The sequence below is a fragment of the uncultured Draconibacterium sp. genome (assembly GCF_913063105.1).
Taxonomy (GTDB): domain Bacteria; phylum Bacteroidota; class Bacteroidia; order Bacteroidales; family Prolixibacteraceae; genus Draconibacterium.
Genome location: NZ_CAJXYQ010000006.1, coordinates 268,429 through 294,048 on the forward strand (window position 1 = coordinate 268,429; position 25,620 = coordinate 294,048).

Sequence of the window (25,620 nt, forward strand, 5' to 3'; positions counted from 1 at the left end):
ATTATCTTCTTATTTCAATGGAGTAGGTAAATTTTTCTGCAACGTAAAATCCAATATTGTATTCTACAGGCCGATTCCCGGGATCGCTCACCCTACGTTCCCGGATTAAAACAGGCTCACCTGTTTTTATTTGTAAACGGTTGGCGGTAATTTTTGAAGCAATCCGGGCTTTAATTCTTTCATACGAGATTGCCACAGGGGTTTTATATTTTGTTTCCAGTAATTCGTACAAAGGTTGGCTAAAATCTTCGTATTGTCGAACTCCCAGTCGAGGGTGCAAATAACTTTCGAAATATACAAAAGGAGCTAAACTGTCGCCTCTTAATCGTGTTACTCTTAATATTTTTGTTTTTTCAGGAATATTAAAAAAAGTAGATACTTTATTGTCAGCTTCTACCCATTCAGCTTTGTTCTGGTAGTTTTTAAATGAAATCCCTTTGTCATTCATTTCCTGGGTAAAAGAATGCCAGCTGTTGAGTTGTGTCGTAAGTGTGTTTTCTGCAACCTTTGTTCCGTAACCCTTTTTCCGAATGATTAATCCTTCGTATTCCAGTTTATTGGTAGCTTGCCGGATTGTATTCCGACTAACTCCCAGGGTTTTGGCCATTTCAACTTCGGGTGGAAGAAATTCACCATTCTGATATTGTGGCTGCTCAATTAGTTTTCTTAACAGTTCTTCAACCTGAAAATGCAAAGGAATTTTACTGTGATGATCAATTTCAAAAGTCATATTTGTTCAAATGTTCATACATTTACAAATGTATAAAAATAAAGCGATGTATTTTTGAATTTTACGTGATTTATGATTTTAAAAGAAGGTTAACGCCTTCCCTTAACTTCTTTGGCATCAATCAATTTGTAAAGTTTATCAGCGCGACGAAGTTTAGTATCAATTTTAACTGACACACGCTCACCTTTTTTTGCCTCCTGAACAGGTTCTAAATCAACCCGGATTTCTTCTACAATAGTTTCCACTACTCCGGTAGTTGGGCCCGAGATAATAATTTCATCACCTACTTTCAGATTATTGGTTTCGAGTTTAAATTCTGCCACCTTAATTTTTGTAAAGTAATTGGTGCATTTTCCAATATACAGTTTTCTTTTTGTCGCCAGTGAGCCGTAATTTTTGCTCCACTCACCCAAACGTTGCCCCAAATAATATCCATCCCAAAAACCGCGGTTAAAAACTTTTGCCAGGCGCTTGTTCCAATCTTCTATTTTCTCGTCAGTAAAACTATTATCGAAATATGCATCCACAGCTTCCCGGTAACATTGAACGGTTGTTTTTACATATTCAGCAGATCGGGCACGCCCTTCGATTTTTAAAACAGAAACGCCGGCATCCAGGATTTTATTTAGAAAATGAACTGTTTTTAGATCTTTTGGCGACATGATATATTCGTTATCAATAACGATTTCAGCACCGGTTTCTTTATCGGTAACCGTGTAAGCACGTCTGCAGGTTTGCAAACATGCACCGCGGTTGGCTGATGAATTCATTTCATGAAGACTTAAATAACACTTTCCGCTTATCGCCATACAAAGTGCTCCATGCACAAACATTTCAAGACGAACCAATTCTCCTGATGGCCCTTTTATCTGCTCACTTTCAATTTGTTTACTGATTTCTGTCACCCTCCCCAGATTCATCTCACGTGCCAAAACCACAACATCGGCAAACAGGGAGTAAAATTTAACCGCTTCTATATTGGTAATATTTACCTGTGTTGAAATATGAACCTCGAGCCCGATGGAACGTGCAAACTGTATTACAGAAACATCGGCTGCAATCACCGCTGAAACTCCTGCATTTTTGGCAGCTCGAATTACTTCATGCATTAAATCGATTTCGCCATCAAAAATCTCAACATTTAAAGTTAGATAGGTTTTTACCTTATTTGAGGAAGAGATTTCTACAATCTTTTTCAAATCTTCCAAAGAGAAATTACTGGAGGATCGGGAACGCATATTTAAATGCTCCACCCCAAAATACACCGATCCTGCTCCCCCTTGAATAGCAGCCATCAACGATTCGTATGATCCAACCGGCGCCATTATTTCTACATCTCTTCTCTCCATTCTATCTAATTTCAGGCGGCAAAGTTAATCGATTTGTTGGAAATTGGAATATTGAAGGGATGGAACGCTGATGACAGATATGATTTGGGACTTTGACTTTCCAAAGTCAAAGATAATATACCGGACTTGGGAAAGTCCGGCTCCCGCTGTTTGTTTTAAAGAACCGTTCCTTCTGAGTTGAAAACACAGAGGGAACGGTTCTGTTTTTATTTAATCGGGCGAGAAGTAAAAATCAAATCGGCGAATCGGAATTCGCCTCACCCTGGGTTACACAAACTTCTCCCGTTTCTGCAAATTGAATAAACCGTAAAGGATAAACACCAACATCCCCACACCAAGGAAAATCCTGTTTTTAGAAATTATCCCCTGCCAGATAATCTGATTCATACTATCAGGGATATCAAACGGATTTAAAAACACATTCCATTGAGTGCGTTCCAGTGCATCGGCCATAATTAACAGGAAGACACCAATTAACACCATTACCACTGCAGTTCCGTTTCCGTTTTTTATCAGGGTTGAAAACATAAAGGCCATGGAACCCAAAAACACAATCGGATACATTAACTGGTAGGCCATTTCTAATATGTTTATTTTATAAAGAATAAGAGATGCTATTCCGGCAAATAACATTATAATGATAAATATGATTACATAAATCATTACCAGTCGCACAAGCCACACTTTGTATCTGTAATTCGGTATTCCAAAAAGGATTTCCAGCATCCTTGAATCATCATCGTTTTGAATGCCAAATGCTGAAGGATAAAATATTAAAAGAATCCCGGGAAATATCAGCAGATTATAAATTGTTCCATCAACAATTGTATTTCTGTTTACAACGGTTTGAATGGCAAAAAACAGAAAAAAAGCAAATGCTGAAATCAGGAACCACACAAACTTGTTTGCAAAAATTATTTTAAGGTTGTACCTGACCATCCGGAACAGGATAATCAGCCGGTTTTTTATATTTAACGAACTACTCATTTATTTCCTGTTTTTTAAAATCTTTTAATAAGCATAGATATGCATCTTCAAGGTGAGGTGAAACCTGTACCGCATTTTCCGAAGGCTTTTCTTTAGCGAGGCAACGCACCCTGATATTTTCGCCATCGCGCATGTGATGCACAATCAGTTTTTTATCGGCAATATTATCGAACTCTTTTGCCGGGATGCTAAACTGCCAGACAAAACCCTCGCCCATGTTTACCATATCAGTTGGTGTTCCAAAGTATTTCAGGTCTCCCCGGTTGATTACTGCCACCTGGTTGCACGAACTTGAAATATCCTCAATAATATGGGTGGAGAAAATTACAATCCGCTCACGACTTAATTCCACAAGCAAGTTTCGAAACCTGATTCTTTCACGCGGATCCAAACCTGCAGTGGGTTCATCCACCACTAATATTCGAGGAAGGTTTAACAGGATTTGCGCAATCCCGATTCGTTGTTTCATACCTCCTGAGAAGGCCCCGATTTTATCAGTTCTACGGTCGTACATATGCACGCTTTTCAGCACATATTCCAATCTTTCTTCCCTGGTTTTTGTATCATTAATTCCTTTCAGAATGGCCTGATAATCCAGGAATTCCCACGCAGACATATTTTCGTAGGTACCAAAGGCCTGCGGTAAATAACCAATCAGTCCCTGTAACTCTTCGCGATAGTTTTGTGTATCCAGTCCATTTATCCAAATCTTCCCATAACTTTGCTCCAGTATTCCGCAAATAATCCGCATCATGGTTGATTTTCCTGCTCCGTTCGGACCAAGCAATCCAAACATTCCGGTTTTTATTTCGAGAGAAACACCATTTAAAGCACGGAACGGAGTTTTACGTTTTCCAACAACCGGAATCTGGCGAACCATATTAAAGTAGCCTCTGCGCAAACCTGCAAATCGACCTGTTATTCTGGCAATATTTACATCTTTTTTATGAATATATTCTCCTGAACTGTAAAATGTAAGAAGCAAATACCAGATAACTCCTATAAAAATTAACATACCCAGATTATCCCATTCAAAATAAAATATGCCTAAAAATACAAGTGGCACAAACCAGTAAAAGAGATTATAAATAATCCTATTTATTTTCAGGTAAATCTTTTTTCCGGATTTTTCATTTTTGTTGATTAAAACCTGATTTATCGGAACCCTTAAAACAAACAAAAAGAAAAATACAAAGTGAGACATCACCCACATCCAGAAATTACTTTCCATATAAAAAAAGGTGAAATAGATAAGGAATCCAAACAGTGGAATCTGCCAAAGTAAATCATTAAAATCGCGCAGTTTTTTGTAGTCTTTTAACAGCCCTGCTCTTTCCCTTATTTTAATTCCTGATTTCCATTCGCGCATAAAACGGCTGTCGCGGTCATAAACTTTTACCAGTTTTCTTACGGTAATCGTAATTGCATCATTTTCGCCAATTACATTGGTACTTGCCTTTCTGAGGCTTGTTTTTACAAAAGCCACTATTCCCGGTACCAAAACGATTAACAAAATAAAATCGAGCATCTGCCAGATAAATGCATCAACCTCGAAATAGATATAAATCGCACCAATCACAAAAACAATTAACATCCCAGCTTTTAGTATCCAGTTAAGCGATTTAATCCAGTCAATTGCATTTTCCAGTCCGGCATATAAGGTTGGAATAAATACTAAAGTCAGTATTGTGCTTAACGACAAGCCTCCGATAACGGTAATAGCAAAAGGTGCCCCAATTGCTCCAACGTACTCCGATTGTCCCATTGCCAGGGGGAATAATGCAACTATGGTTGTAATTGCTGTAATCAGAATCGGTCTTACCCGAGATAATCCGGAGGTAATTAATGCCCGCGATTTTCGATGCCCCCGTTTTCGTAAAATGTTGGTGTAGTCAATCAGAATGATACCATTGTTTACAACGACTCCCAGAAGGATAATAAAACCCATTAAAGTATTGGCATTAAACAAACTGTTATTGGTAATAATAAGGCCGATAAAAGAACCAATCGCTGCAAACGGCACCGAGAACAACAACACAAACGGAGTAATTGCAGATTCAAATACTGCAGAAAGAACCATAAAAATGAGGATAAATGCAGCACCGATTAAAAAGTAAAATTCCCTGTATTGATCTTCTTCATGAATAACTTCAACCGCCACTCCCGGGGGAAGTTTGTAAGAACTAACAATATCATCAATCTCCAGGCGATAAGCTTCCAGAAGGTCCTTTGAAGATTCTGCTTCAGCTACAAATCTGTAAGTAAGTTCAATTTGTTTTTCCTGGTTAATACGAGTAATACTCGATGTTCCGCTGGCATAAATCAATTCTGCAATATCCTGCAAATCGTAAGTTGCTCCTTGCGAATTACTGATTTGAAGTCGTTGTAAATCTTCTATAGTTTTTTCTGTTTTATCCTCATCTTCAGGATTAATTTTCCTTTCTTTTATTATGATCTCATATTCTTCTGTTCCTTGTTTAAAATTCACACCAGAAGTAAATTCTGAGGTAAATGTGGTAAGTTCCGATGCAATGTTCTGGAGATTGATACCGTATTCTGTCATTAAAATCTGGTTGAAATAAATATGAATCTCAGGCCGGTTGCTGGCAACACTCACATTTGCACTTCGTATAGATTCCAAATCTTCGATATAATATTCAAGGTCTTCAGCAACTCCTTTCATCACATCAAAATTTTCACCTTTTATTACCACTCTTTCGCTGTTGGTACCTATACCCATAAAATTACTGAAGCCTTCCGTTCCGGATCTGCTTCCGCCACGAAAACTTGCACTCGATTCAGGAGGTGTCAAACTGATTTCGGCATTGGCAACATTATTTACTTTTCCTTCTACATCTGCCTTTACTTCTGCAATGGTCCTGCCATCGATATCCTTGTAATCTTCCTTAAACACAAAAGTTAAAATGGCCTCTTCCTGCTGAATTCTTGAAATCAAATCTTTTTTCTCTGCAATATCTTCCAAACGGGTTTCAACATCGGCTACTACCAAATCGGTACTTTCAAGTGTTGAGCCGGTGGGCATGGTAACATAAATTGAAAACTGTGTTTCCTCAACTTCCGAAAGGCTGTTTACACTAACTGCCAGAATACTAAAGATGGTTACAAAGAAAAGTACCAGGGCACCAATAATGGTACGCGCCGGATTGCGCATGCTTGCTTTTAACAACACGATATAAATCTGAATTATCCGGTTGTTGGTGGTAACTTTTTCGTAAAAGATATTACCTGCCCGCTTTCCTTTTAACAGGATATGTGCACCAATCGGCACCAGTAAAAGAGCAACAAACAGAGAAATTATCATGGTTGAGATAACCGATACGCCAATATTGTCCCCCAGCAGTTTGATCATAAATTCTGATGAGAAAACAAAAGGTAGGAAAACAATTATGGTGGTTAGTGTAGATGCAATAATCGAACGCATTACTTCCGTTGTGCCCTGCGTAACTGCAAGGTCTGCATCAAATCTTTTACCGGCTAGTCTGTATATATTTTCAAGAACAACAACACTGTTATCCAGAAGCATTCCGATCGCCAGTACCAGTCCTACCAGTGTTAAACTATTTACTGAAATATTTGCAGCATAAAAAAGATTAAAGGCAGTAAACACCGAAACCGGAATTCCCAGTGCCATAAAAGAAACTATTCTGAAATTTTTCAGAAACATCCATAATACAAAAATTGCAAGTAAACCGCCCACCAGAGCCAAATCAATCATCTGGGTGATATTTTTCTCCATCACCTCGGCCTGGTTGGTTTGAACCACAATTTCTACTCCCTTTGATTCCAACTTTTTATTTAATTCGTCCAGCAATTCCTGAACCTTATGAGAAAGGTCAATTTTATTAGCCTGGGAATCGCTGACCAATGTCATTGATACCGCATCGAGTCCATTCACACGGCTTATGGTTTCTTCTTCTTTTACACCAAAATAAACGTCGGCTATATCTTTCAAATACACCGGCCCTTCAGCTACCTGGATATTTTCGATATCGGTAACATTATCATATTCAGCTGTTACATGAACAAAATATTGTTTTTTAGAATCGTGAAGATACCCTGCAAATACCCTGTTTCGTGAATTCTGGTTAATTGCATTTCTGATTTGTGAGGGAGTAATTCCATACGCTTCACAAGCTGCTAAATCGTAGGTTACTTCAATAGATTTCTCATTTCCTCCAAAAACGGTTACTGAAGCAATTCCATTAACATTTTCAATAGATTGTAAAATTTCCGTATCTACAATATTCCGTAGCCTGTCAGTACCTCCTTCCCCACGAATCTGCAACTCCATAAACTGGTTGGTGAGTTGCTGGATATCAACCTTTGTTACCCTTACAAAAAAATTATCATCAAGGCCATCAGTTACCTGCTCAATCTTTTCCTGTAATTTCAGAAAAGTATATTTTGTATCGACATTCTGTTCGAAATTAACCTGAATGGTTGCCGAGCGGTTATTTAAATTTGATTCGATACTCTCGATGCCTTCCATGGTTCCGATAGCTCCTTCAATAGGAATCACTGCCTGATTTTCCATGTATTTTGGATCGACTTCAATAGTTGACTGAACCTGAACAAAAAGCATTGGCAATTCTGCATTCGGAATCAATTCAACAGAAAGACGATTGTATGAAACATAACCAAGGACTGTGAGCCCCAGGAAAAGCATACTTATGAATATTTTTCTATGTATAATGAATTTCATAGTTTAAACAATAGTCGGAAGCCAGGAGACTGAAGACCGAAGTTTCTCTTTCAAAATTTTTAGATTAACAAACTTAAAACCTACCATCTCCTTTATTTTGTTTTAACAAACAATAATCTAAACCTGTCTAATAAGTCGTAAACACATGGAATCACTACTAAGGTCAGTAAGGTGGAAGTTACTAATCCTCCAATAACGGCTAATGCCATAGGTGACCTGAGTGCAGCACTTTCTCCAAACCCGAGAGTTAATGGAAACAAAGCAAGTATAGTGGTTAAACTGGTCATTATGATTGGCCTGATTCGTTGTTGCCCGGCCTGAACTATTGCCGTTTTTCTGTCAAGGCCATCATGAATTAACTGATTAATGCGATCGACCAGAATGATAGAATTATTAACGGCAATTCCAACCAACATAATTATTCCTATAATCGCCATTATATTTAGTGTTTTACCCATTAAGAAGAAAGTAAAAATTGTACCAACAAGTGCTAACGGAATAGTTAACAGAATGGTGAAAGGATGCACCAGCGATTCGAATTGGGAAGCCAGAACCATATACACAAGAACCACTGAAAGCAGTAAAGCAAAACCCAGACTGTTCATCGATTCCTGACGTTTTTCCTCCTCTCCGGTAACCTGAATCCTGTAATTGGGCAGCAAATCTATTGTTGAGGTAGATTGTCTTATTTCTTCTGCCACTTTATCCAATGCTACGCCCTTTTGAATTTGTGCTGTAACTTTTCCAATTCGGTTTTGGTTTCGTCTGATAATTTCTTTTGGAGAAACATCCATCGAGATTTCTGCAATTTCATTTAATCTGAATACCTGAGTTCCCGAGGTAATCATTATTTCATTGATTTCATTTAATGATTTTTTAGGAACTTTCAGGGTAATGTCACGCATTTCTCCATCTCTTTCCAGCTGTCCGGCATTTTTTCCTTCAAGCTGATCCTGCAATTGGCTTACAATGGAATTAATATCGATATTGTACATTCCTGCCCGCATCCTGTCAACTTTAACTTCCACTTCCGGAGCTCCATTTTCTATCGAAGTTTGTACATTAAAAAGTTGGTTCATAGTCAGCATTGAATCTCTGACCTGGTTTACAACCGATTCTATTTCATCCAAATCTTCACCCCGAACTTCAACAATTACCGGCGCTTCACTTGTCCCTAATATAGAACTTAAGGAACTTTGTTCCTGTTTAAAAACAACCTCAAGCCCTGGTATATTGGATGTTAATTTATCTATTGAAGCAATGACAGATTCTGCCTGAATTTCTGAATCCTGTTTAAGTATTACTAATATCTTTGCGGTATTTTCACCCTCGAAAACCGAACTGGCATCTCCTGAAATACCAGATGAAGGGCCTGCCTGAGCGTATAAGGCCTCCAGGTTTTCACCGAGATAATCTTTTAAAATGTTTTCAATATTTCTTACCATTCCTTCGGTTCGCGAGAGTTCTGTTCCTTCCTGCAACTTCATTTCAATGGTAAATTCTTTTGATTCAGTTTTTGGCATAAATTCGGCACCCAGATATGGAACCAATAATGCTGAAGCTGCTAATACAATTACTGAAACAATAACAACCAACCATTTTACATTTAAGACTTTTTCTAAAAACCGACCATAACTTCCGACCTTGATAGATTTACTTTTATTAATGGTTTTCTTGTTTTTATAAATCCGGTGATACAACATCGGAATCAGAAAAATTGCAACAAACAATGATGATACCAAAGAGAAAGCAACAGTCCAGGCCTGATCTTTAAATAATTCTCCGGAAGCGCCATGTAAATAAACAATTGGCAGAAATACTACAATTGTAGTTAGTGTTGAAGCAGTTATGGCTCCTCCTACTTCTGCGGTTCCTTTAACCGCTGAATCTTTGACACTCAGTCCGCTTTCATGATTTCTGAAAATGTTTTCCATTACCACAATGGCATTATCGACCAGCATGCCTGCTCCCAATGCCAATCCTCCCAAAGTCATTATATTAATGGTCAGATTATTAAAATACATCAGGTTAAAGGTTGCAATTACTGAAATCGGTATAGCAACACTTACAATTAATGTAACACCCAATCTTCGTAAAAACAGGAACAGAATAACAACCGCAAGTAAAATCCCAAAAAGTGCGGTATCCTGAACTTCATTAATAGCGCTGCTGATAAATTTTCCCTGGTTGGTAACTTTTGTAAGCTGATATCCAGGCAATGCTTTTTCGATTTGAATCATTGCCTCCTCGATTTGCTCAACAGATTTTACAGTGTTATATTTTGTTTCTTTATAAATCGAGAGCCCTACACAACGTTCACCATTAATATGTACAATGTTATAGGGTTCTTTATTTCCATAACGCACAGTGGCAATATCTTTCAAAAAAACAGGAGCCCATTCAGCGGTAGTTTCTCCAGTAGTTTCACTCCGGGTTGCTTTGTATCCAACAATCAGGTTTTCGAAATCCTCCTTGTCTCTTAGCAGACTTACTCCTTTTACGATATACTGCAGGCCTAATTCACTTATCCTTCCTCCAGAGACATTTCTGTTAAAATTCTGAATTCTGGTACTAACTTCATCAAGAGAAAGATTCTGAGCTTCAAGCCTGTAAATATCAGTTTCAATGATTACTTCACTCTCTTCCTGACCAGCCAACTCGACTTCAGCCACTCCTTCCAGACGAACCAATTCGTTGCGAATGTAACTTTCACCAACTTTCCTGATTTCGTTCATGTCGTTAATTTCGGAGTGGGTTAAACCAATAACCATTACCGGTGAAGTATTAGGATCGTGTTGGGTTATTTGAATTTCTTCTATGTCTGAATTCTGAGTCAGGTCATTTAATGCTTTTTGCAAATCGAGAAAAGCTTCATCCATGTCTTTGTCCCAGGCATACTCTACCGTTATTTGTGCCGACCCGACTTTCGACACTGATGTTACCTGAACCACTCCTGACTGTCGCATGGAAAGTGCTTCGATATTCTCGACATACTGTTTTTCCATTTCCTCGGGTGGCCGCTCTCCTGATTTTATCTCCACAAAAATACGTGGCGAATTTAAATCGGGGAAAAGATCAACCCCCAGCCTGTTAAACGATATAAATCCAAGGAGTATTACTCCAAGAACTATCATTGAAATTGTTACCGGGTAATTGACAGAAAACTGTGTTAATTTTTTCATAAAAGAAAGTTCGAAGTCGGAAGCACGAAGCGCGAAGATTTTTTGAAAATATTGCGTTGTGCTTCACGAATTATAAAATTATTTTTACTTTAGAATTGTCGCGTAACGTTTCAAATCCTTTGATAATTAGTCTGTCGTTTTCTTTCAGGCCTTCGACGATTTCTACAAAATCTTTATTTTCAATTCCTGTTGTTATTCTTCTGTCATCGGCGGCACTGTTTCTTTCAACTACAAAGACGTATTTACCACGATTACCGGTTAATATCACGTTTTTAGGGATCACAAGAACACTGTCCTTTTTATCTGTAATAATATCTGCTTTAACAAACATTCCCGGACGTAATTTTAGATCCGGATTATTGATTTGCAATTTCCCGCTAAATGTTCTGGTTTCAGAACTAATCATTGGTGAAAGTTCACTTACCTTTCCAATCAATGTATCCTCAGAAATTGTATAGTTGGTAATCAGAACTTCCTGACCTATTTTTACTTCTGAGATATTTTTCTCCGGGAGATTAATTTCAATATACATTTTATCATAACTCATCAGGCTGACAATAGGCTGTCCGGTAGTTATTCTTGTTCCCTGAGTATAATACGGTAATTCAACAATAACGCCTGAGAACGGGGCTACAACACTCATTTTTGCCAGTCTGATTTCGGCACTTTCGTAATCGTACCTGGCATTTGTTTTTGAAACTTCAGAGTTCCTCAATTCGCGCAATGTAACTCCGCCCTTTTCGTAAAGCGATTTTTGTTTCTCGTATTCATCTTCCGAAATTTCAAGATTTAGTTTCTTTGATTCAATGGCCAGGCCGTTTACATATTCATCGTCTTCAAAAACAACAATTACCTGTCCTTTTTTAACTTTGTCTCCCAATTTGAATGGCCTCCCTGTTGCAGGATTTGTTTGTAACAAATATTCACCCGCAACTTCTGAAACAAGATTGGTTTCATACAACGATTTTGCTGTGCCAGTTGTATTTATAAATTGGCTGATACTCCCTTTCTTTACATTCTGAACTGACACAGGGACAGCTAGTTCTGTAGTTTCTGATTCTGGTCTGTTGTTACAAGCAACGGCAGCCAGAGCCATTGCAAACACAAATAATAGATTTTTTATATTCTTCATTTTGATTATTTTTCTGATTCGGTTTCTTCGTTTAAATACAGTTCGTTTGGTAAAATTGCTTCACCTTTTTCAAAATCGTATAAGGACTGAATTTTTAGGTTAAGCAGTTCAATCTTATAATTTATTAATGATTGGGCCAATTCCAGTTTCTTTGTTGAGAGCTGAGTCTGGAAGAGATTTAAATCCATACCTGTTAAGTCTCCGTTTTCATATCTTTCCAGATTAATCTCATAGGTTAACTGAGCATTGGTTTCATTTTGTTCTGCAATTTCTATCTGGTTTAACTGATTCTGCAAATTTCTGTACACCTGCCTGATTCCGATAATAATTTGTTTCTTTTCTTCGGAAAGATTAATTTCCTGTGATTTGATAGTGGCTTCCTGTGCCGCAATCCGGGCTTTCTTTTCGCCCCAATCGAAAATAGGGATATTAAAACTCACGTTTACAGATGGACTTCGTGTGGGATTATTGTATACCTGACCTAAATTTGGATCATCGCCAGTTATCCCTAATCGCAAATTAATGTCTCCTCTAAATTCATTCAAAGATTTGGTACGAATTAAATCAAACTGACCGCTTTCAATATCAATTTCACGTTGTCTTAATTCCATCCTTGAATTTAATCCATTGTTAATTGCCAAATCCATATCAACCTGAACCGGATTGGAAGCAATATCTGCCAATACTACAATATCCTCATACAAATCCATACCAAGGTAAAGTTTTAGCTGGTCTTTCGCATTCTCATAAGTTACCTGGCTGTTTTGTAGTGATGAATTTGCTGTTGAAAGGTTTAATTCAGCCTGATACAATTCTTCTCTAGCAGCCAACCCGGCATCAACTTTATTTTTGATAATGTCGTAGCTTCTCTGTGTATTTACTAATTCTTCCTTTGCAATTTCAAGGTTTTTCTGAGTCATATAAACATTGTAGAAAAACTCAGTAACATTCCGTTCGAGATTTAATCGCTGAATGGCATAACTGATATTGGCATTTTCCAAACTAAGTTCAAGCTCTCTTAACTGAAGTTTTAACCTGTTGTAGGTAAAAACCGGTTGGCTTAAGGTTAAATAAAGATTGTTATAAAACCTTTGGCTTTCTCCCTGAGATGCAGCAGCATCTGAATTACTGCTTTGCCATCCGAATTCATTTGATAAGGAAATAGTTCCATCGGTAGGAAGAATGGGTTGTGAAATTAAAAATCGAGCATTTGTTGTAAGGTTTTCATTGGTGTACCATTCCGACACCCTTGTATCAAATCTTCTCTGGTTGCTGTAATTCAGCGGAGTAACATCTAATGAAAGCCTTGATTTTAATGCTGCCCGTTGTGCTTCAAGATTCTTTTGTGAACGTTCAAGGTTAAGCAAAGAAAGTTGCAAATCGGGACTACCGGTCTGTGAGATTTGCAAAGCTTTATCAAGCGTCAAAACTTCCTGTGCCTGAAGCCCTGTACAACAAAAGAAGGCTAAAACCCCAAGAATAAGTAATTTCTGCATTGGTATATAATTTAATTCGATTAATGTTTTCAATACTACTGTTTTACTAATTTCACTGCATCGGCAAAAAGCAGTTTTTTAGCATCTGATTTATTTGAAAGCTCAATCATAGCTGTATCACTTGTAAAATAATATGTGCCTAAAAGGTTCCATCCTGTTTCGGCATTTTTACCACTAAGTGTCGACTCTTCAGCCCCTTCATCGCCATGAATTGTAAAATTGTATTCTCCGTTATTGTCCTGATCACCTCCACCTCTTCTTCTGCTTCGTGATTTATAAACATGGAAATATACATCATAATAACCAGGATCTTTGAGAGGCACATTCCATATGGCTTTTAAATCCCCGGCCCCGCCTTTCAAATAATAAGCTGAACGAACATATTCACCGTAAAAATCGGTATTGGTTATTAATGTCCAGTTTGATGGTGGTCTCCACCAGTTCATGCCTGAATATTTACTTTCGCTTTTTTTCTCCTGTAAAATCCATTTTTCAAGCAGACTAATATTTTCGATTTTTGTTACAGAAAACTCAGGATCTTCATTATCCACAATAATTTCGTTTGGCAATGCCATTTGAACAGGAACATCAGAGATTTCTTCTTTCTCAACCGGTATTGCTTTGGTATCTTCTTCAATATCTCTAAAAAAGTTCATTAGGGTTTGTGGAATATTTTTAGAAGTCATTGTATTTATTATTACCATTCTGGGGTCAGCATCCAGCAGATAACTTAAATCTTTGGTTTGGTGTGGTTCGAGATAAACCAGTTTGTTTATCATCTCTTCTCCTCCTCCGGGTCCTCTTCCTCTGCCACCGGGCCCACCGCCAATTCTAAATGTTACTTTTACCAATCCTTCAGTATCAGAAAAGTTTGTTGCCTTAAGTGAAACCATGGTTTTCATCCGGTTCCCTGATTTAACTTTTTTAGCTTCCACTGCAGAGAACAGGTATCCGGGAAGAGATTTTGCCTTAAACCATTCATCCATAATGGGAATAAGTTCAAGGTTAAACTCATCATATATTTTTTGTGAAAAAACCTCAAACGAAATATTCTTATGGGTGTACTCTACCAATAGTTTTCTGAGAAACTCCTGAAACTCATCCTGTCCAGCTTTCCATTCAATCATCGAGAAGAGTACATCTCCTTTTAGTTTTATAACATTTTCGATAATTCCTTTTTGCTTTGGATCTGCAAGAATCTCCTGGAACGTACTATCCTGCAAAACAATGTTGGCACGTTCATCAGGACTTTGACCATCCATCCTGCTCATAAAAACAGACCTTAAATCTGTTGCCTGATTTTTCAAATAAGCTTCGAATATCCGGTTGGTAATAGGCCATTGGTCGGATTGAATATTGTTTTGGAAGTTGTATAACATTGGGAAAATAAAATAGGGATTGATCACTGTAATTCTGTTTCCTCCCCCGGGGCCTCCTCTCCATTCAGTTTCAGTTTCACGCGTAAAAGTTCTGGCAAAATCGCCCAAAACACGTAATTCCAAATCTAAATCGGTCATATTATCATCCCTGCTCCAACGTTTCATATTTTTTTTCTGATTTTCAAAATCAGCACTACGGAGCATAAATCCTTTTTCAGGAATTAACACCTGCTCGGGTTGCACATATTCCTGTGCCGATTTGAAACTTCTGGGATAAGTTTTAAATTGTGCGGGAACCTCTACAATAAACAATTTGTCGCTGACATAATCCAACTTGTAGGTACGTTTGAAATCCTCAAATCTTTCAGTAATTACCTCAACAAGTGTATCCTGAACTTCTTTAAACGATCCGGTAAAATAGTCATGCCCTTCAAGGTACCAGACACCAAATTCTGTATTCTCAGTCTGAACAGATTTTTGCTCGTATTTTCCTATAGCCAGAGTAATCTGTGTTAAGGCATGATTGTTTTCAAACTTGAAATGACCGGCAGAAACTTCATTGATTTCACCTTGCGAAATTGCAGTTAACCCTTCTTTTGTTTTCACTTCAAGATTGAAATTTATAAATTGAGGCTGATACCAGCTCACACTTTTTGTGCTATAAGTAACTCCTGTTCTAGGATACCAGTTGGCTTCGGGTGTCAACAACAAATATTCGGGGGTGATAAATGCATACCTTTTGTCAACATTGATTACAAATTTCCCATACTTCTGCTGCAAAACTTCTTTATCAATATCGAGATAGCAAAGCGCTTCGTTTATTTTCCCTTTGTACGAAAACTCAGCTTTTACTTCTTCATCAGGATTGAGTTCTATGTTATCCGAAACAATTACCAAATGTTTCTCTCGTAAAAACGGAGATTCTTTCCCGTTAATTTTAAGTTGAGCGATTTCCATCCCGTCATTTAAACTAAATACAAGTTTATTTATTGGTTCGTTTGATTCGTTTTTAAGTGTAAGTTCTGAGGTAACAGAAACAGATTGTGGATGATGCTCCAAAGAAATTTTTTGAGATATCGTAGAAGGGGTTTTAACCGATACATATTTATTGTTTAGCTCTATTACTTCGGACCTGAAATTTTCGGTTTGTTTAAAATTATTGATATGCGTATATGCCAGATACCCGCCTGTTGAAATTAATATTATGCTCAGAACCAGAGAAAAGTAAGTTGCTAATTCGGATTGTGGCAATCGTTTTAAGAGAAAGATAGTTCCAAAAATAAAACCAAGCCCCAGAGAAAGGTAAATACCGCGGTGAATAATAATTGTTTCCAGATTTCCAAATCCAATTATATCGGAATTCAACATTGGAATATTGAATGCCATGTAATCGAAAATGTAATAGTATTTAGCCTGAAGAAGAAAAAGGGTAATACCTATATATCCCAAAATAAGTACAAATGTAATCGCCTGGTTTCGGATTATGCTCATCAACAAAAATGCAAGCCCCATTATAAAAATCAGGGTTGGTATACTTATGGCGAGGAGGTAAATGGCATACGATTCCCATGCAACCGCTGTACCTTTTGCAACCAGGTTAAAAATTAAAGCAAGAATTACAACCAGAACATTTAATATCATAAAAACCTGCAGGTTTCCCCATGTTTTCCCAATAACATATTCCCCATTGGTCATTGAGCGCATGTAAATTACTTCCGTTGTGTCGAGTTTTTTATCGCGTTTTAAAAAGTCGGATGCAAGAAAAACAGCAATAATCGCTTGCGTAACATTTAAAATCAACAGGTTAAAATATGGTATTGCACTGGGAATGGAACGAATTGCCCATCCTTCACTTCCCCCGCCTTCGATCACCATTCCGAAATTCATTCCAAAAAGAACGAATAGTGAAAGAATACTAAAAATTCGGAAGAACCAGCTTCGAAGCAGTGTTTTGCGTTCGTATTTGGCAATCGATAATATGTTATGTAAAGAAATCATTTAATGCTCTTTTTAGATTATGCGTTACTCCATTGGTTTAATTTATTCTCCATAAAATGAACATAGGCATGTTCCAGGTTCGGAGTAATCTGTTCTCCATAATAACCGTTTATTTCACCCGTTACTACCTGGACTTCCCAACCACCATCAACCGGAATGGTTGAAATCACAGGGTATTTTTCATTGATTTCCAAATACTCCTGCTCGGTTGCCTGTATTTGCCACACAAATCCTTCGGCTTCTTTTACCAGTTGTTCGGGGGAGCCTGAGAATGCCAGTTTACCTTTGTTTAGCAGTGCCATATTATCGCATGTGCTCGATATATCCCCTACTATGTGCGTGGAAAGAATAATAATTACATCGCGGGTACTTATTGTGGATAGAAGGTTTCTGAACCGGATACGTTCCTCGGGATCAAGACCCGTAGTTGGTTCATCAACAATTATAATTTTAGGATCGTTGATTAAGGCCTGTGCAATTCCCAACCTTCTTTTCATACCTCCCGAAAGTTTATTGGCATTTCTGTCACGGGCTTCAAAAAGTCCAACTTCTTCAAGCATTTGCTCAACAGCAGTACGTCTTTTTGTGCCGTTTTTCATCCCGGCCAGACGGGCTGTATAATCCAGAAATTCGTATGTTTTTAATTTCGAGAAGAAACTGAAATCCTGTGGTAAGTAACCCAACATTGACCTGATTTCGCGACGATGTTTGGCCAAATCCATATCATTAATTAATACTTTGCCGCTACTTGGTTTCATTAGAGTTACAAGTATGCGCATTAAAGTAGATTTACCCGCACCGTTTGGTCCTAACAAACCGAACATTCCGTTGGGAATTTCAAGATTCAAGTTATTAATAGCATAACTGCCACCTTTATAAACTTTATTCAGGTTTTCAATTTTTATATGCACAATATATAGTAATGTATAGTGTTAAAATAGCAACTTTGACTTATTAAGGTTAAAATGGTTTAATCAGAAATTCAATAAATTTCAGCAACTGTATCCTCACCCGAAAATGAAATTAAAACAATTTACATCAGAATTATCAATAAAAAAAGCTCCGCTTTAACGAAGCTTTATTCATTGGCAATTCTTAACACTTAAATTATATTTTTAAAGTTGAAGTTAACTTTCAAATTATGTCAGAATCTTTTCTGTTTAACAAAAGTTGCATAAGCAACAATTATAATTCAATAGCATAGGTGTGCGTATCCAGTTCTTCGGCAAGGACAACATTATATTTTCCTTTTTCCAATCCACTAAAATCCATTCTTTTTTGAATACACATTTCTTTACCCAGATTTGCTCCGCTTATAAATGCACCATCTTTATACAGACGCAAATAGACATTTTTGCCTGAAACATTTAAAAATGAAACATTTAGCTTTCCATCTTCCATTTTATAATAGGGTTCGAAATAGCGGCGGGCAGGTCCAATATTTACCTGGCCATCATCAACCTGAACATTGCGTGAAACACTTTGATTTCCGTAATTCAAGCTTATTTTATACGTACCATCGCGTAAATCAGAAAAATCGAAAGTTTTGCTGTATTCACAGTTTCTCTTTTCTGATTGAGTATGGTAAACTACTTTCCCGTTTTTTTGCGAGATTGTAATTTCTACCGGACATGGAGTTACTGATTCAAATTCCACTTTTACCTTTTCATCAGCAACGGGCTCCACATTCATCTTTGGTAAATTTGTGGCATTAGTTGTTGCTACAACAAATAATACCAGGGTAGCAAATACCCAGATTCTTGTTTTCATAGCTTTAATTTTTAAACTGTTTTCATTGTTTTCGACAATAAATTTACGGACTAGTTACATGCCAAACACAACTAATTCTACAAACAACACCAAAAGGTATTTAAATAGCCAAAAATTATCGACAAACGTAAAACGTGTATTTTATAGGCACATTTAACCCGACTAAAAATTCCGCTCAATACATTAATTAGAAAAATAATTTTATAAACACCTCTAGTTCTGAACGTTAAGAATCTTATTTCAAAAAATCCGGAAAGTGAAACGAAAGCAATTAAATGTGTCTTGATTTTTATTTACTTTTCGGAAAAAATTTGTGGATGAAGATCAGAGTCCTGCACTTGCTTAAAGGAGCAAAAGAAGCAAGCGGATTAACCGTAATTATAGATGTATTCAGGGCATTTTCTACAGCCTGTTTTGCTTTCGACAAAGGTGTAGAAACAATATTTCCGGTTGCGGGAATTGATGAAGCGAGGGAAATGAAAAAAAATAACCCTGACTTTGTATTGGTGGGTGAACGCGATGGAAAAAAAATATCAGGATTTGATTTCGGAAATTCACCATCACATATTCTTTCTGCTGATTTAAAAAACAAAACCCTTGTTCATACAACGAGTTCGGGCACTCAGGGAATTGCAAATGCAAAATCAGCCAGCGAAATTATTACAGGTAGTTTTGTAAATGCAGATGCAATTGTACAATACATAAAAAAGAAAAAGCCTGAAACAGTTTCGTTGGTTTGTATGGGTTACGCATGTATTCATCCAACTGATGAAGATAATTTCTGTGCAGAATATATCAAAAACAAGCTTGAAAACAGACCCGGTAATTTTGAAAAAATGGTTGAGAAACTGAAGGTGGGTTCAGGAGCCAGATTTTTTAAACCTGAAAATCAATCCTGGTCTCCAAAAACAGACTTTGAACTTTGTTTGGATATCAATCGTTTTGATTTTGTTTTAAAAGCAGAAAACCGAAATGAATTAAACTACCTGAAAAAAATAGAAGTATAAAACAAAAATGAAAGTTTACAATTTTGATGAAATTATTTCGAGAGAAGGAACCAACAGTTTAAAATATGATGCCCGGGAAAAATTCTTTGGCGACAGCAATGTATTGCCTCTTTGGGTAGCCGATATGGATTTTAAAACTCCCGACTTTATTATTGATGCTATAAAAGAAAGAACCGAACATGAAATTTTTGGATACTCATTCAGGCCTGATTCTTATTACCAGGCTATTATTGACTGGATGAAACGAAGACATAAGTGGGATATTCAAAAAGAATGGATTTCTTTTAGCCCGGGAGTTGTGGCAGGATTAACTTTTGCCATTGAAACTTTTTCAAAACCTAATGATGAGGTTGTCGTTCAACCTCCGGTATATTTCCCGTTTTTTGATTCGGTAAAAGGAACAAAACGAAAAATGATTGAAAATCCGTTAAGAATTAAAAACGATCGTTATACTTTCGATTTTAAAGATTTAGAATCAAAAATTAGCGAAAAAACCAGGTTGTTACTGTTGTGCAATCCTCAAAATCCGGGAGGAATGGTTTGGACAAAAGAAGAACTGGAAAAACTTACGTCATTTTGTTTGGAACATAAAATCATGATTATTTCGGACGAAATACATTCTGATTTAATTTACAGTGGTCATAAACACATTCCGCTCGCCAGCATTTCAGAAGAAGTGGCAAATAATTGTGTGGTTTTAATGGCTCCAAGTAAAACATTTAATATTGCCGGTTTTTCATCTTCGCTGGTAATTATACCAAAAAAAACAAACCTGGTTCGTTATGAAAGAGCAATTGGTGTAGGTCACCTGCACATGGGAAATATATTTGGTACGATTGCATTGGAAACAGCATACAGTTTTGGTGACGAATGGCTTTCTCAAATGCTTGATTACCTGTGGAAGAATTATCTCTTCCTTGAGGAATTTACAAAATCCAGACTTCCAAAAGTTAAGGTTATGAAACCGGAAGCAACCTATCTTATCTGGATGGATTTCAGGGAATATGGAATGAAAAATGAGAAATTGATGAAGTTTACAGTTGACAATGCCAAAGTTGGCTTAAACGATGGTGGAAGATTTGGCACAGGCGGGGATGGTTGGTTAAGAATAAATATCGGCTGTCCAAGAAGTATTTTAGAAAAAGCTTTGGAACGTTTGGCAACAGCCTTTGGGTAAAGTTTTTTATTCTTCTTCTGCCAACTTTTTCAATTTTACAAAAGATTTGATCAATTGATTCTGAATTATGGGATCCTGTATAAACCTTGGAACTATTGGCTTTTCGTACGATATGACCTGATATCTGATTTTCGACTTATTACTTTCCAAAACTGATATTTCCCAAAATCCTTTATAGTTTTTCATTCTTTCAATTTTATCATTTACCGCAATAAAATCAGGATCTGCATTGATGTTTATAACAACACCATTATTTATATCTTTAAGATAATGCCGGGTAACTAAATCCTTCTTATTATAAGGCCAGGGATAATTCATAATTGTATGAGTGTACCACAAGGTATCACTGGTTTGATATATATCGCACGATTTTATGCCAACCGCCCATTTTAAATAGTTTTCAGAAGCAGAAAATTGCTTTACTATTTTTGAAATTTCTGCATCGATGGTAAATTCTGCTTTCATTTCACGTGTTTTCCCCCCATTTTCAAATTCAATCCATCGATAATAAATCAAAATATCTTTTTCATTTTTTACAAGTTCCCAACTTTTGTCAGTTGTAACGAAATTTGATGCTGCATTTGAATTTTGAAAGAAAAAACATGCTAAAAACAAAATCAATACTATCTGAACTTTCTGATTTTTCATTTTAAAAACTAAATTATTCTTTAATAATCGAAAAACGTTTCACTATAAACTGACAGAAATACTTCTTAAGAGTTGGAAAATAATTGATAAAAACTGTGAAAATATTGAAATAAGAACTAACATTCAGAATTTTAAAATTTTGGATGCTGGAAATTCTTATTGATCCATCCTACCACTTCTTTCACATCGATTTCCGACATACATTTAAAATGTTTTTTAGGACATTTCTGATATCCTAATTTTGAACATGGACGACATTTTAATCCATCAACTTGTAAAATTTCAGAATTTGGATCAGGTTGATAGGGCACCATTCCAAAATCAGGAACAGTATTTCCCCAAAACGAAAGAATTTTTTTATTAAAGGCAGCAGCAATATGCATTAAACCTGTATCGTTTGACAAAATTAACTTTGCCTCACGCACCAAAGATGCTGACCGGTTTAAGCTTATTTTACCGGCATAGTTTAATACATTCCCTTTAGACTGAGATAATACTTTTTCTCCTTCACTAAACTCCTTTTTACCTCCCAACAGTATAACCGGGTAATCAATTTTCTGACAAATCTCCGATACCTTTTCTACGGGTAATTTTTTAGTGTAATAAGTTCCGGCAATTACAAATCCAACAAATCCCTTCTGAAAAGGTTTGGGTAAATCTTTTAATGGGAAAACCTCATTTTTGGGAATAAAATAATCGAGACCCTTGCCATCATTTTTTATTTCAAGAGCGGCTGTAGTTTCGAGGTAGCGATCAACAATATGCTTTTTGGGCAGCCTGTTAATTTTAAATTGAATTAACAGCATTTTTTGCCAATTCAGTTTGTTTACGGAAAATGCTTTTGCCTTTATTTTTCTTTTTAAACGAGCACTTCTGAAATTATTATGTAAATCAATAATATAATCAAATTTCTCGGGAATAAGGTTTTGAATAAGTTCGCTTAAATTATCTTCGAAAACATGTACTTTATCAATATGGGGATTCGACTCCACGATACATGCAAACTTCTTTTTAGAAATAAAATGTATTTCGGCATTTTTCAACTGAGTTTTAAGACATCGAACAACCAGTGATGTCAACACTATGTCCCCGATTGAACTTAACCTTATTATCAGAATTTTAATTTTCATTCAATAAAAATCACTGTTTTTTGTGATTAACATTTTTTGAGAATTTTTTCTGCCTAAACTGATTCAACCAAAATGATGATTTTATTCTTCAGATTTTCTATTACTCCTCCACTTACATTAAACTGGTGTTCTTTCCCTTCTTTTTCCTTAACAGTTATTTTACCCTTTTCAAGGGTGGAAATAATAGGTGCGTGGTTTTTCAGAATAGTAAAAGCTCCTTTACTGCCGGGTACCTGAACCGAATTTACTTCTCCTTCAAAAACCTTTTTATCGGGTGTAATTATTTCCAAATACATGAAATATGGTTTCTATTAGTTTTCAGACAATAATTTTTCTCCTTTCGCAATGGCTTCCTCAATAGTTCCAACAAGGTTAAAGGCAGCTTCAGGATATTGATCAACTTCGCCATTCATAATCATTCTGAATCCTTTAATTGTATCTTCAATAGATACCAGTTTTCCTTCAAGACCGGTAAACTGAGAAGCGACAAAGAACGGCTGCGAAAGGAAACGTTGAACACGACGAGCCCTGTGAACTACAAGTTTATCTTCTTCAGAAAGTTCATCCATTCCCAGAATTGCAATAATATCCTGAAGTTCAATGTAACGTTGTAATAGCTGAATCACATCCTGTGCACAGTTATAATGCTCATCACCTACAATTTCAGGAGTTAAAATCCGGGATGTTGAATCCAGCGGATCCACTGCCGGATAAATACCAAGCTCAGAAATCTTACGACTAAGCACAGTTGTTGCATCGAGGTGAGAGAATGTAGTTGCGGGGGCAGGGTCGGTAAGGTCATCCGCAGGCACATAAACCGCCTGCACCGATGTAATTGATCCTTTTTTGGTTGAAGTAATACGTTCCTGCATAATTCCCATTTCTGTAGCCAACGTAGGCTGGTAACCTACAGCAGAAGGCATCCTACCAAGAAGTGCTGAAACTTCAGAACCTGCTTGTGTAAACCGGAATACATTATCCACGAAAAAAAGTATATCACGACCTTTGTCCGATGAACTATCTCCGTCACGTAAACTTTCGGCAATTGTTAATCCGGATAAAGCAACCCTGGCACGTGCTCCGGGAGGTTCATTCATCTGGCCAAAAACCATGGCCAGTTTCGATTCTTTTAGTTTGTTTTTATCCACTTTAGAAAGATCCCATGTCCCTTCCTCCATCGATTTTTTGAAATCCTCACCATAATCTACAATGTTTGCTTCAATCATTTCCCGCAAAAGATCGTTTCCTTCACGCGTACGTTCACCAACTCCTGCAAACACTGACAGGCCACTGTGTGCCAATGCAATATTATTAATCAATTCCTGAATCAAAACAGTTTTTCCAACACCTGCACCACCGAATAAACCTATTTTACCTCCTTTGGCATAAGGCTCAATCAAATCTATAACTTTAATCCCTGTGTAAAGAACTTCTGTTTCAGTAGTCAGTTCTTCATATTTTGGTGGCTCATTATGAATGTTCAATCCTTCTTTAGGTAATTGCTCCATACCGTCAATCGAATTCCCAACTACGTTTAAAAGCCGGCCTAAAGCTTCTTCTCCTTTAGGCATTACTATAGGAGATCCAAGAGCTTTAACTTTCATACCCCTACGTAATCCGTCGGTTGCATCCATCGCTATACATCGAATCGTATTCTCTCCTAAATGCTGCTGACACTCAATAATCAAATTATCAAGCCCTTCTCTTTCTACTTCCAATGCATCATTAATTGCCGGAAAATCGATATTTTCTTGCTCAAAACTAACATCAACAACAGGTCCGATTACCTGTATAATTTCGCCTATATTTTTTGCCATAAAATACTCAGAATTTTAAGTTTGGTTAAATACTTTGTATTAACACAAACAAATTTAGTATTGTTTTTAGATTGTCCAATAAATTCTTCAACTTTTGGAACATTTCTATTCCTAACTTACACGTTTTAACATTAGCTTACTTATCTCTTTTAATTGAGATTTTCTTTCATAATCAATTTCTATTTCATCCAAAATCTGATTACACTTATTAAAATAGAGTTCTATTTTTTGCTCAGTAAAACTTCTAATATTCAGTTTCTTATAAATCTCCAAAACTGATTTTATTTTTTCTTCCGGATTCAATTCAGTGTTACTGAACCAGTTTAACAGTTCATTTTTGGTTTCTCCGGTAGCCTGTTGTAAAGCATTAATTGAAAGAAAAGTTTTTTTATTTGCCAGGATATCTCCACCAATTTTTTTACCAAAAGAATCAGGATCTCCAAAACTATCCAAAAGATCATCCTGTAACTGAAATGCCAAACCCAGATTTATACCAAAATCATAAAGTTGCCCGGTGATCTTTTTATCCGCATTCACCAGAAGTGCACCTGATTTTAGACTGCATGCCAACAATACCGCAGTTTTTAATCTAATCATTTCAAGATACTCTTCTTCTGTAACATCCATTCTGTTTTCAAACTCCATGTCGTATTGCTGACCTTCGCATACCTCAATTGCAGTATTTGTAAACAAATTACAGACTTCATTTAATTGTTCAGCTTTGCATTCATACAGATAACGATACGCTATAAATGCCATTACGTCTCCAGAAAGAATGGCGCTGTTTTCACTAAATTTTTTATGCACGGTAGGCCTGTTCCGTCTTACATCAGCATTATCCATAATATCATCGTGCAGTAAGGTGAAATTATGAAATACTTCTATGGCAATTGCAGCCGGTAGTGCTTCCCTGACTGTTTCAGAAAACATATTATAAGACAGCAAAACCAATACCGGACGTAATCGTTTGCCACCCATATCGAGCGAATAATTAACCGGGCTGTATAAGTCTACCGGATTAGTTTTTTTTAACTCCGTTGACCTGACTTTCAGTTCTTCATTTATCAATTTCTGAAGTTCGGTAATTGTATACAA

17 protein-coding genes are annotated in these 25,620 nt (G+C 36.7%); 2 read left to right on the forward strand and 15 right to left on the reverse strand.

Features of this window, described 5'->3' with window-relative positions:
• Position 1: 1 nt before the first annotated feature.
• The 10 genes from QZ574_RS08470 to QZ574_RS08515 all read right to left on the reverse strand — a co-directional run bounded on the left by QZ574_RS08470 (position 2) and on the right by QZ574_RS08515 (position 18,746).
• Positions 2-730, reverse strand: coding sequence for a GntR family transcriptional regulator (locus tag QZ574_RS08470; RefSeq protein ID WP_297088796.1), 729 nt, complete (start codon positions 728-730; stop codon positions 2-4).
• Between the two features lie 89 nt (positions 731-819).
• On the reverse strand, positions 820-2,079 hold the full coding sequence (locus tag QZ574_RS08475; protein WP_297088798.1) for a U32 family peptidase: 1,260 nt from the start codon (positions 2,077-2,079) through the stop codon (positions 820-822).
• 267 nt (positions 2,080-2,346) lie between these two features.
• On the reverse strand, positions 2,347-3,066 hold the full coding sequence (locus QZ574_RS08480) for a hypothetical protein (RefSeq protein WP_297088800.1): 720 nt from the start codon (positions 3,064-3,066) through the stop codon (positions 2,347-2,349).
• Positions 3,059-7,789, reverse strand: coding sequence for an efflux RND transporter permease subunit (locus QZ574_RS08485; RefSeq protein ID WP_297088802.1), 4,731 nt, complete (start codon positions 7,787-7,789; stop codon positions 3,059-3,061). The genes QZ574_RS08480 and QZ574_RS08485 overlap by 8 nt, the downstream gene beginning before the upstream one ends.
• A 92-nt stretch (positions 7,790-7,881) precedes the next feature.
• Positions 7,882-10,971 (reverse strand): efflux RND transporter permease subunit, encoded by a 3,090-nt coding sequence (locus tag QZ574_RS08490; protein WP_297088804.1) that lies wholly within the window; start codon positions 10,969-10,971, stop codon positions 7,882-7,884.
• Positions 10,972-11,041: 70 nt separating this feature from the next.
• Complete coding sequence (locus QZ574_RS08495) at positions 11,042-12,103, reverse strand: efflux RND transporter periplasmic adaptor subunit (RefSeq protein ID WP_297088805.1); 1,062 nt, start codon at positions 12,101-12,103, stop codon at positions 11,042-11,044.
• A 5-nt stretch (positions 12,104-12,108) separates the two neighbouring features.
• On the reverse strand, positions 12,109-13,599 hold the full coding sequence (locus QZ574_RS08500; RefSeq protein WP_297088807.1) for a TolC family protein: 1,491 nt from the start codon (positions 13,597-13,599) through the stop codon (positions 12,109-12,111).
• Between the two features lie 35 nt (positions 13,600-13,634).
• A complete protein-coding gene (locus tag QZ574_RS08505; RefSeq protein WP_297088809.1) occupies positions 13,635-16,976 on the reverse strand; it encodes a hypothetical protein in 3,342 nt (1,113 codons plus the stop codon).
• A 17-nt stretch (positions 16,977-16,993) separates the two neighbouring features.
• Complete coding sequence (locus QZ574_RS08510; RefSeq protein WP_297088811.1) at positions 16,994-17,887, reverse strand: ABC transporter ATP-binding protein; 894 nt, start codon at positions 17,885-17,887, stop codon at positions 16,994-16,996.
• Positions 17,888-18,161: 274 nt separating this feature from the next.
• Positions 18,162-18,746 (reverse strand): hypothetical protein, encoded by a 585-nt coding sequence (locus tag QZ574_RS08515; RefSeq protein WP_297088812.1) that lies wholly within the window; start codon positions 18,744-18,746, stop codon positions 18,162-18,164.
• A gap of 317 nt (positions 18,747-19,063) precedes the next feature.
• On the opposite strand from QZ574_RS08515, the gene QZ574_RS08520 reads away from it, so the two are divergent.
• Positions 19,064-19,753, forward strand: a complete 690-nt coding sequence (locus tag QZ574_RS08520; protein WP_297088814.1) for a 2-phosphosulfolactate phosphatase — start codon at positions 19,064-19,066, stop codon at positions 19,751-19,753.
• 7 nt (positions 19,754-19,760) lie between these two features.
• Positions 19,761-20,930, forward strand: coding sequence for a PatB family C-S lyase (locus QZ574_RS08525; RefSeq protein WP_297088816.1), 1,170 nt, complete (start codon positions 19,761-19,763; stop codon positions 20,928-20,930).
• 6 nt (positions 20,931-20,936) lie between these two features.
• Here QZ574_RS08525 and QZ574_RS08530 read toward each other — a convergent pair whose 3' ends face one another.
• The 5 genes from QZ574_RS08530 to QZ574_RS08550 all read right to left on the reverse strand — a co-directional run bounded on the left by QZ574_RS08530 (position 20,937) and on the right by QZ574_RS08550 (position 25,620).
• Positions 20,937-21,578 (reverse strand): hypothetical protein, encoded by a 642-nt coding sequence (locus QZ574_RS08530; protein WP_297088818.1) that lies wholly within the window; start codon positions 21,576-21,578, stop codon positions 20,937-20,939.
• A gap of 131 nt (positions 21,579-21,709) precedes the next feature.
• Positions 21,710-22,570: a glycosyltransferase family 9 protein gene (locus tag QZ574_RS08535; RefSeq protein ID WP_297088820.1), complete on the reverse strand. Its 861-nt coding sequence runs from the start codon at positions 22,568-22,570 to the stop codon at positions 21,710-21,712.
• Between the two features lie 191 nt (positions 22,571-22,761).
• Positions 22,762-23,004 (reverse strand): ATP synthase F1 subunit epsilon, encoded by a 243-nt coding sequence (gene atpC, locus QZ574_RS08540; RefSeq protein WP_297088822.1) that lies wholly within the window; start codon positions 23,002-23,004, stop codon positions 22,762-22,764.
• 15 nt (positions 23,005-23,019) lie between these two features.
• Positions 23,020-24,525 (reverse strand): F0F1 ATP synthase subunit beta, encoded by a 1,506-nt coding sequence (atpD, locus tag QZ574_RS08545; RefSeq protein WP_297088823.1) that lies wholly within the window; start codon positions 24,523-24,525, stop codon positions 23,020-23,022.
• Between the two features lie 111 nt (positions 24,526-24,636).
• The gene (locus QZ574_RS08550; protein ID WP_297088824.1) at positions 24,637-25,620 is read right to left on the reverse strand and encodes a polyprenyl synthetase family protein; all 984 of its coding nucleotides are present in this window, start codon (positions 25,618-25,620) and stop codon (positions 24,637-24,639) included.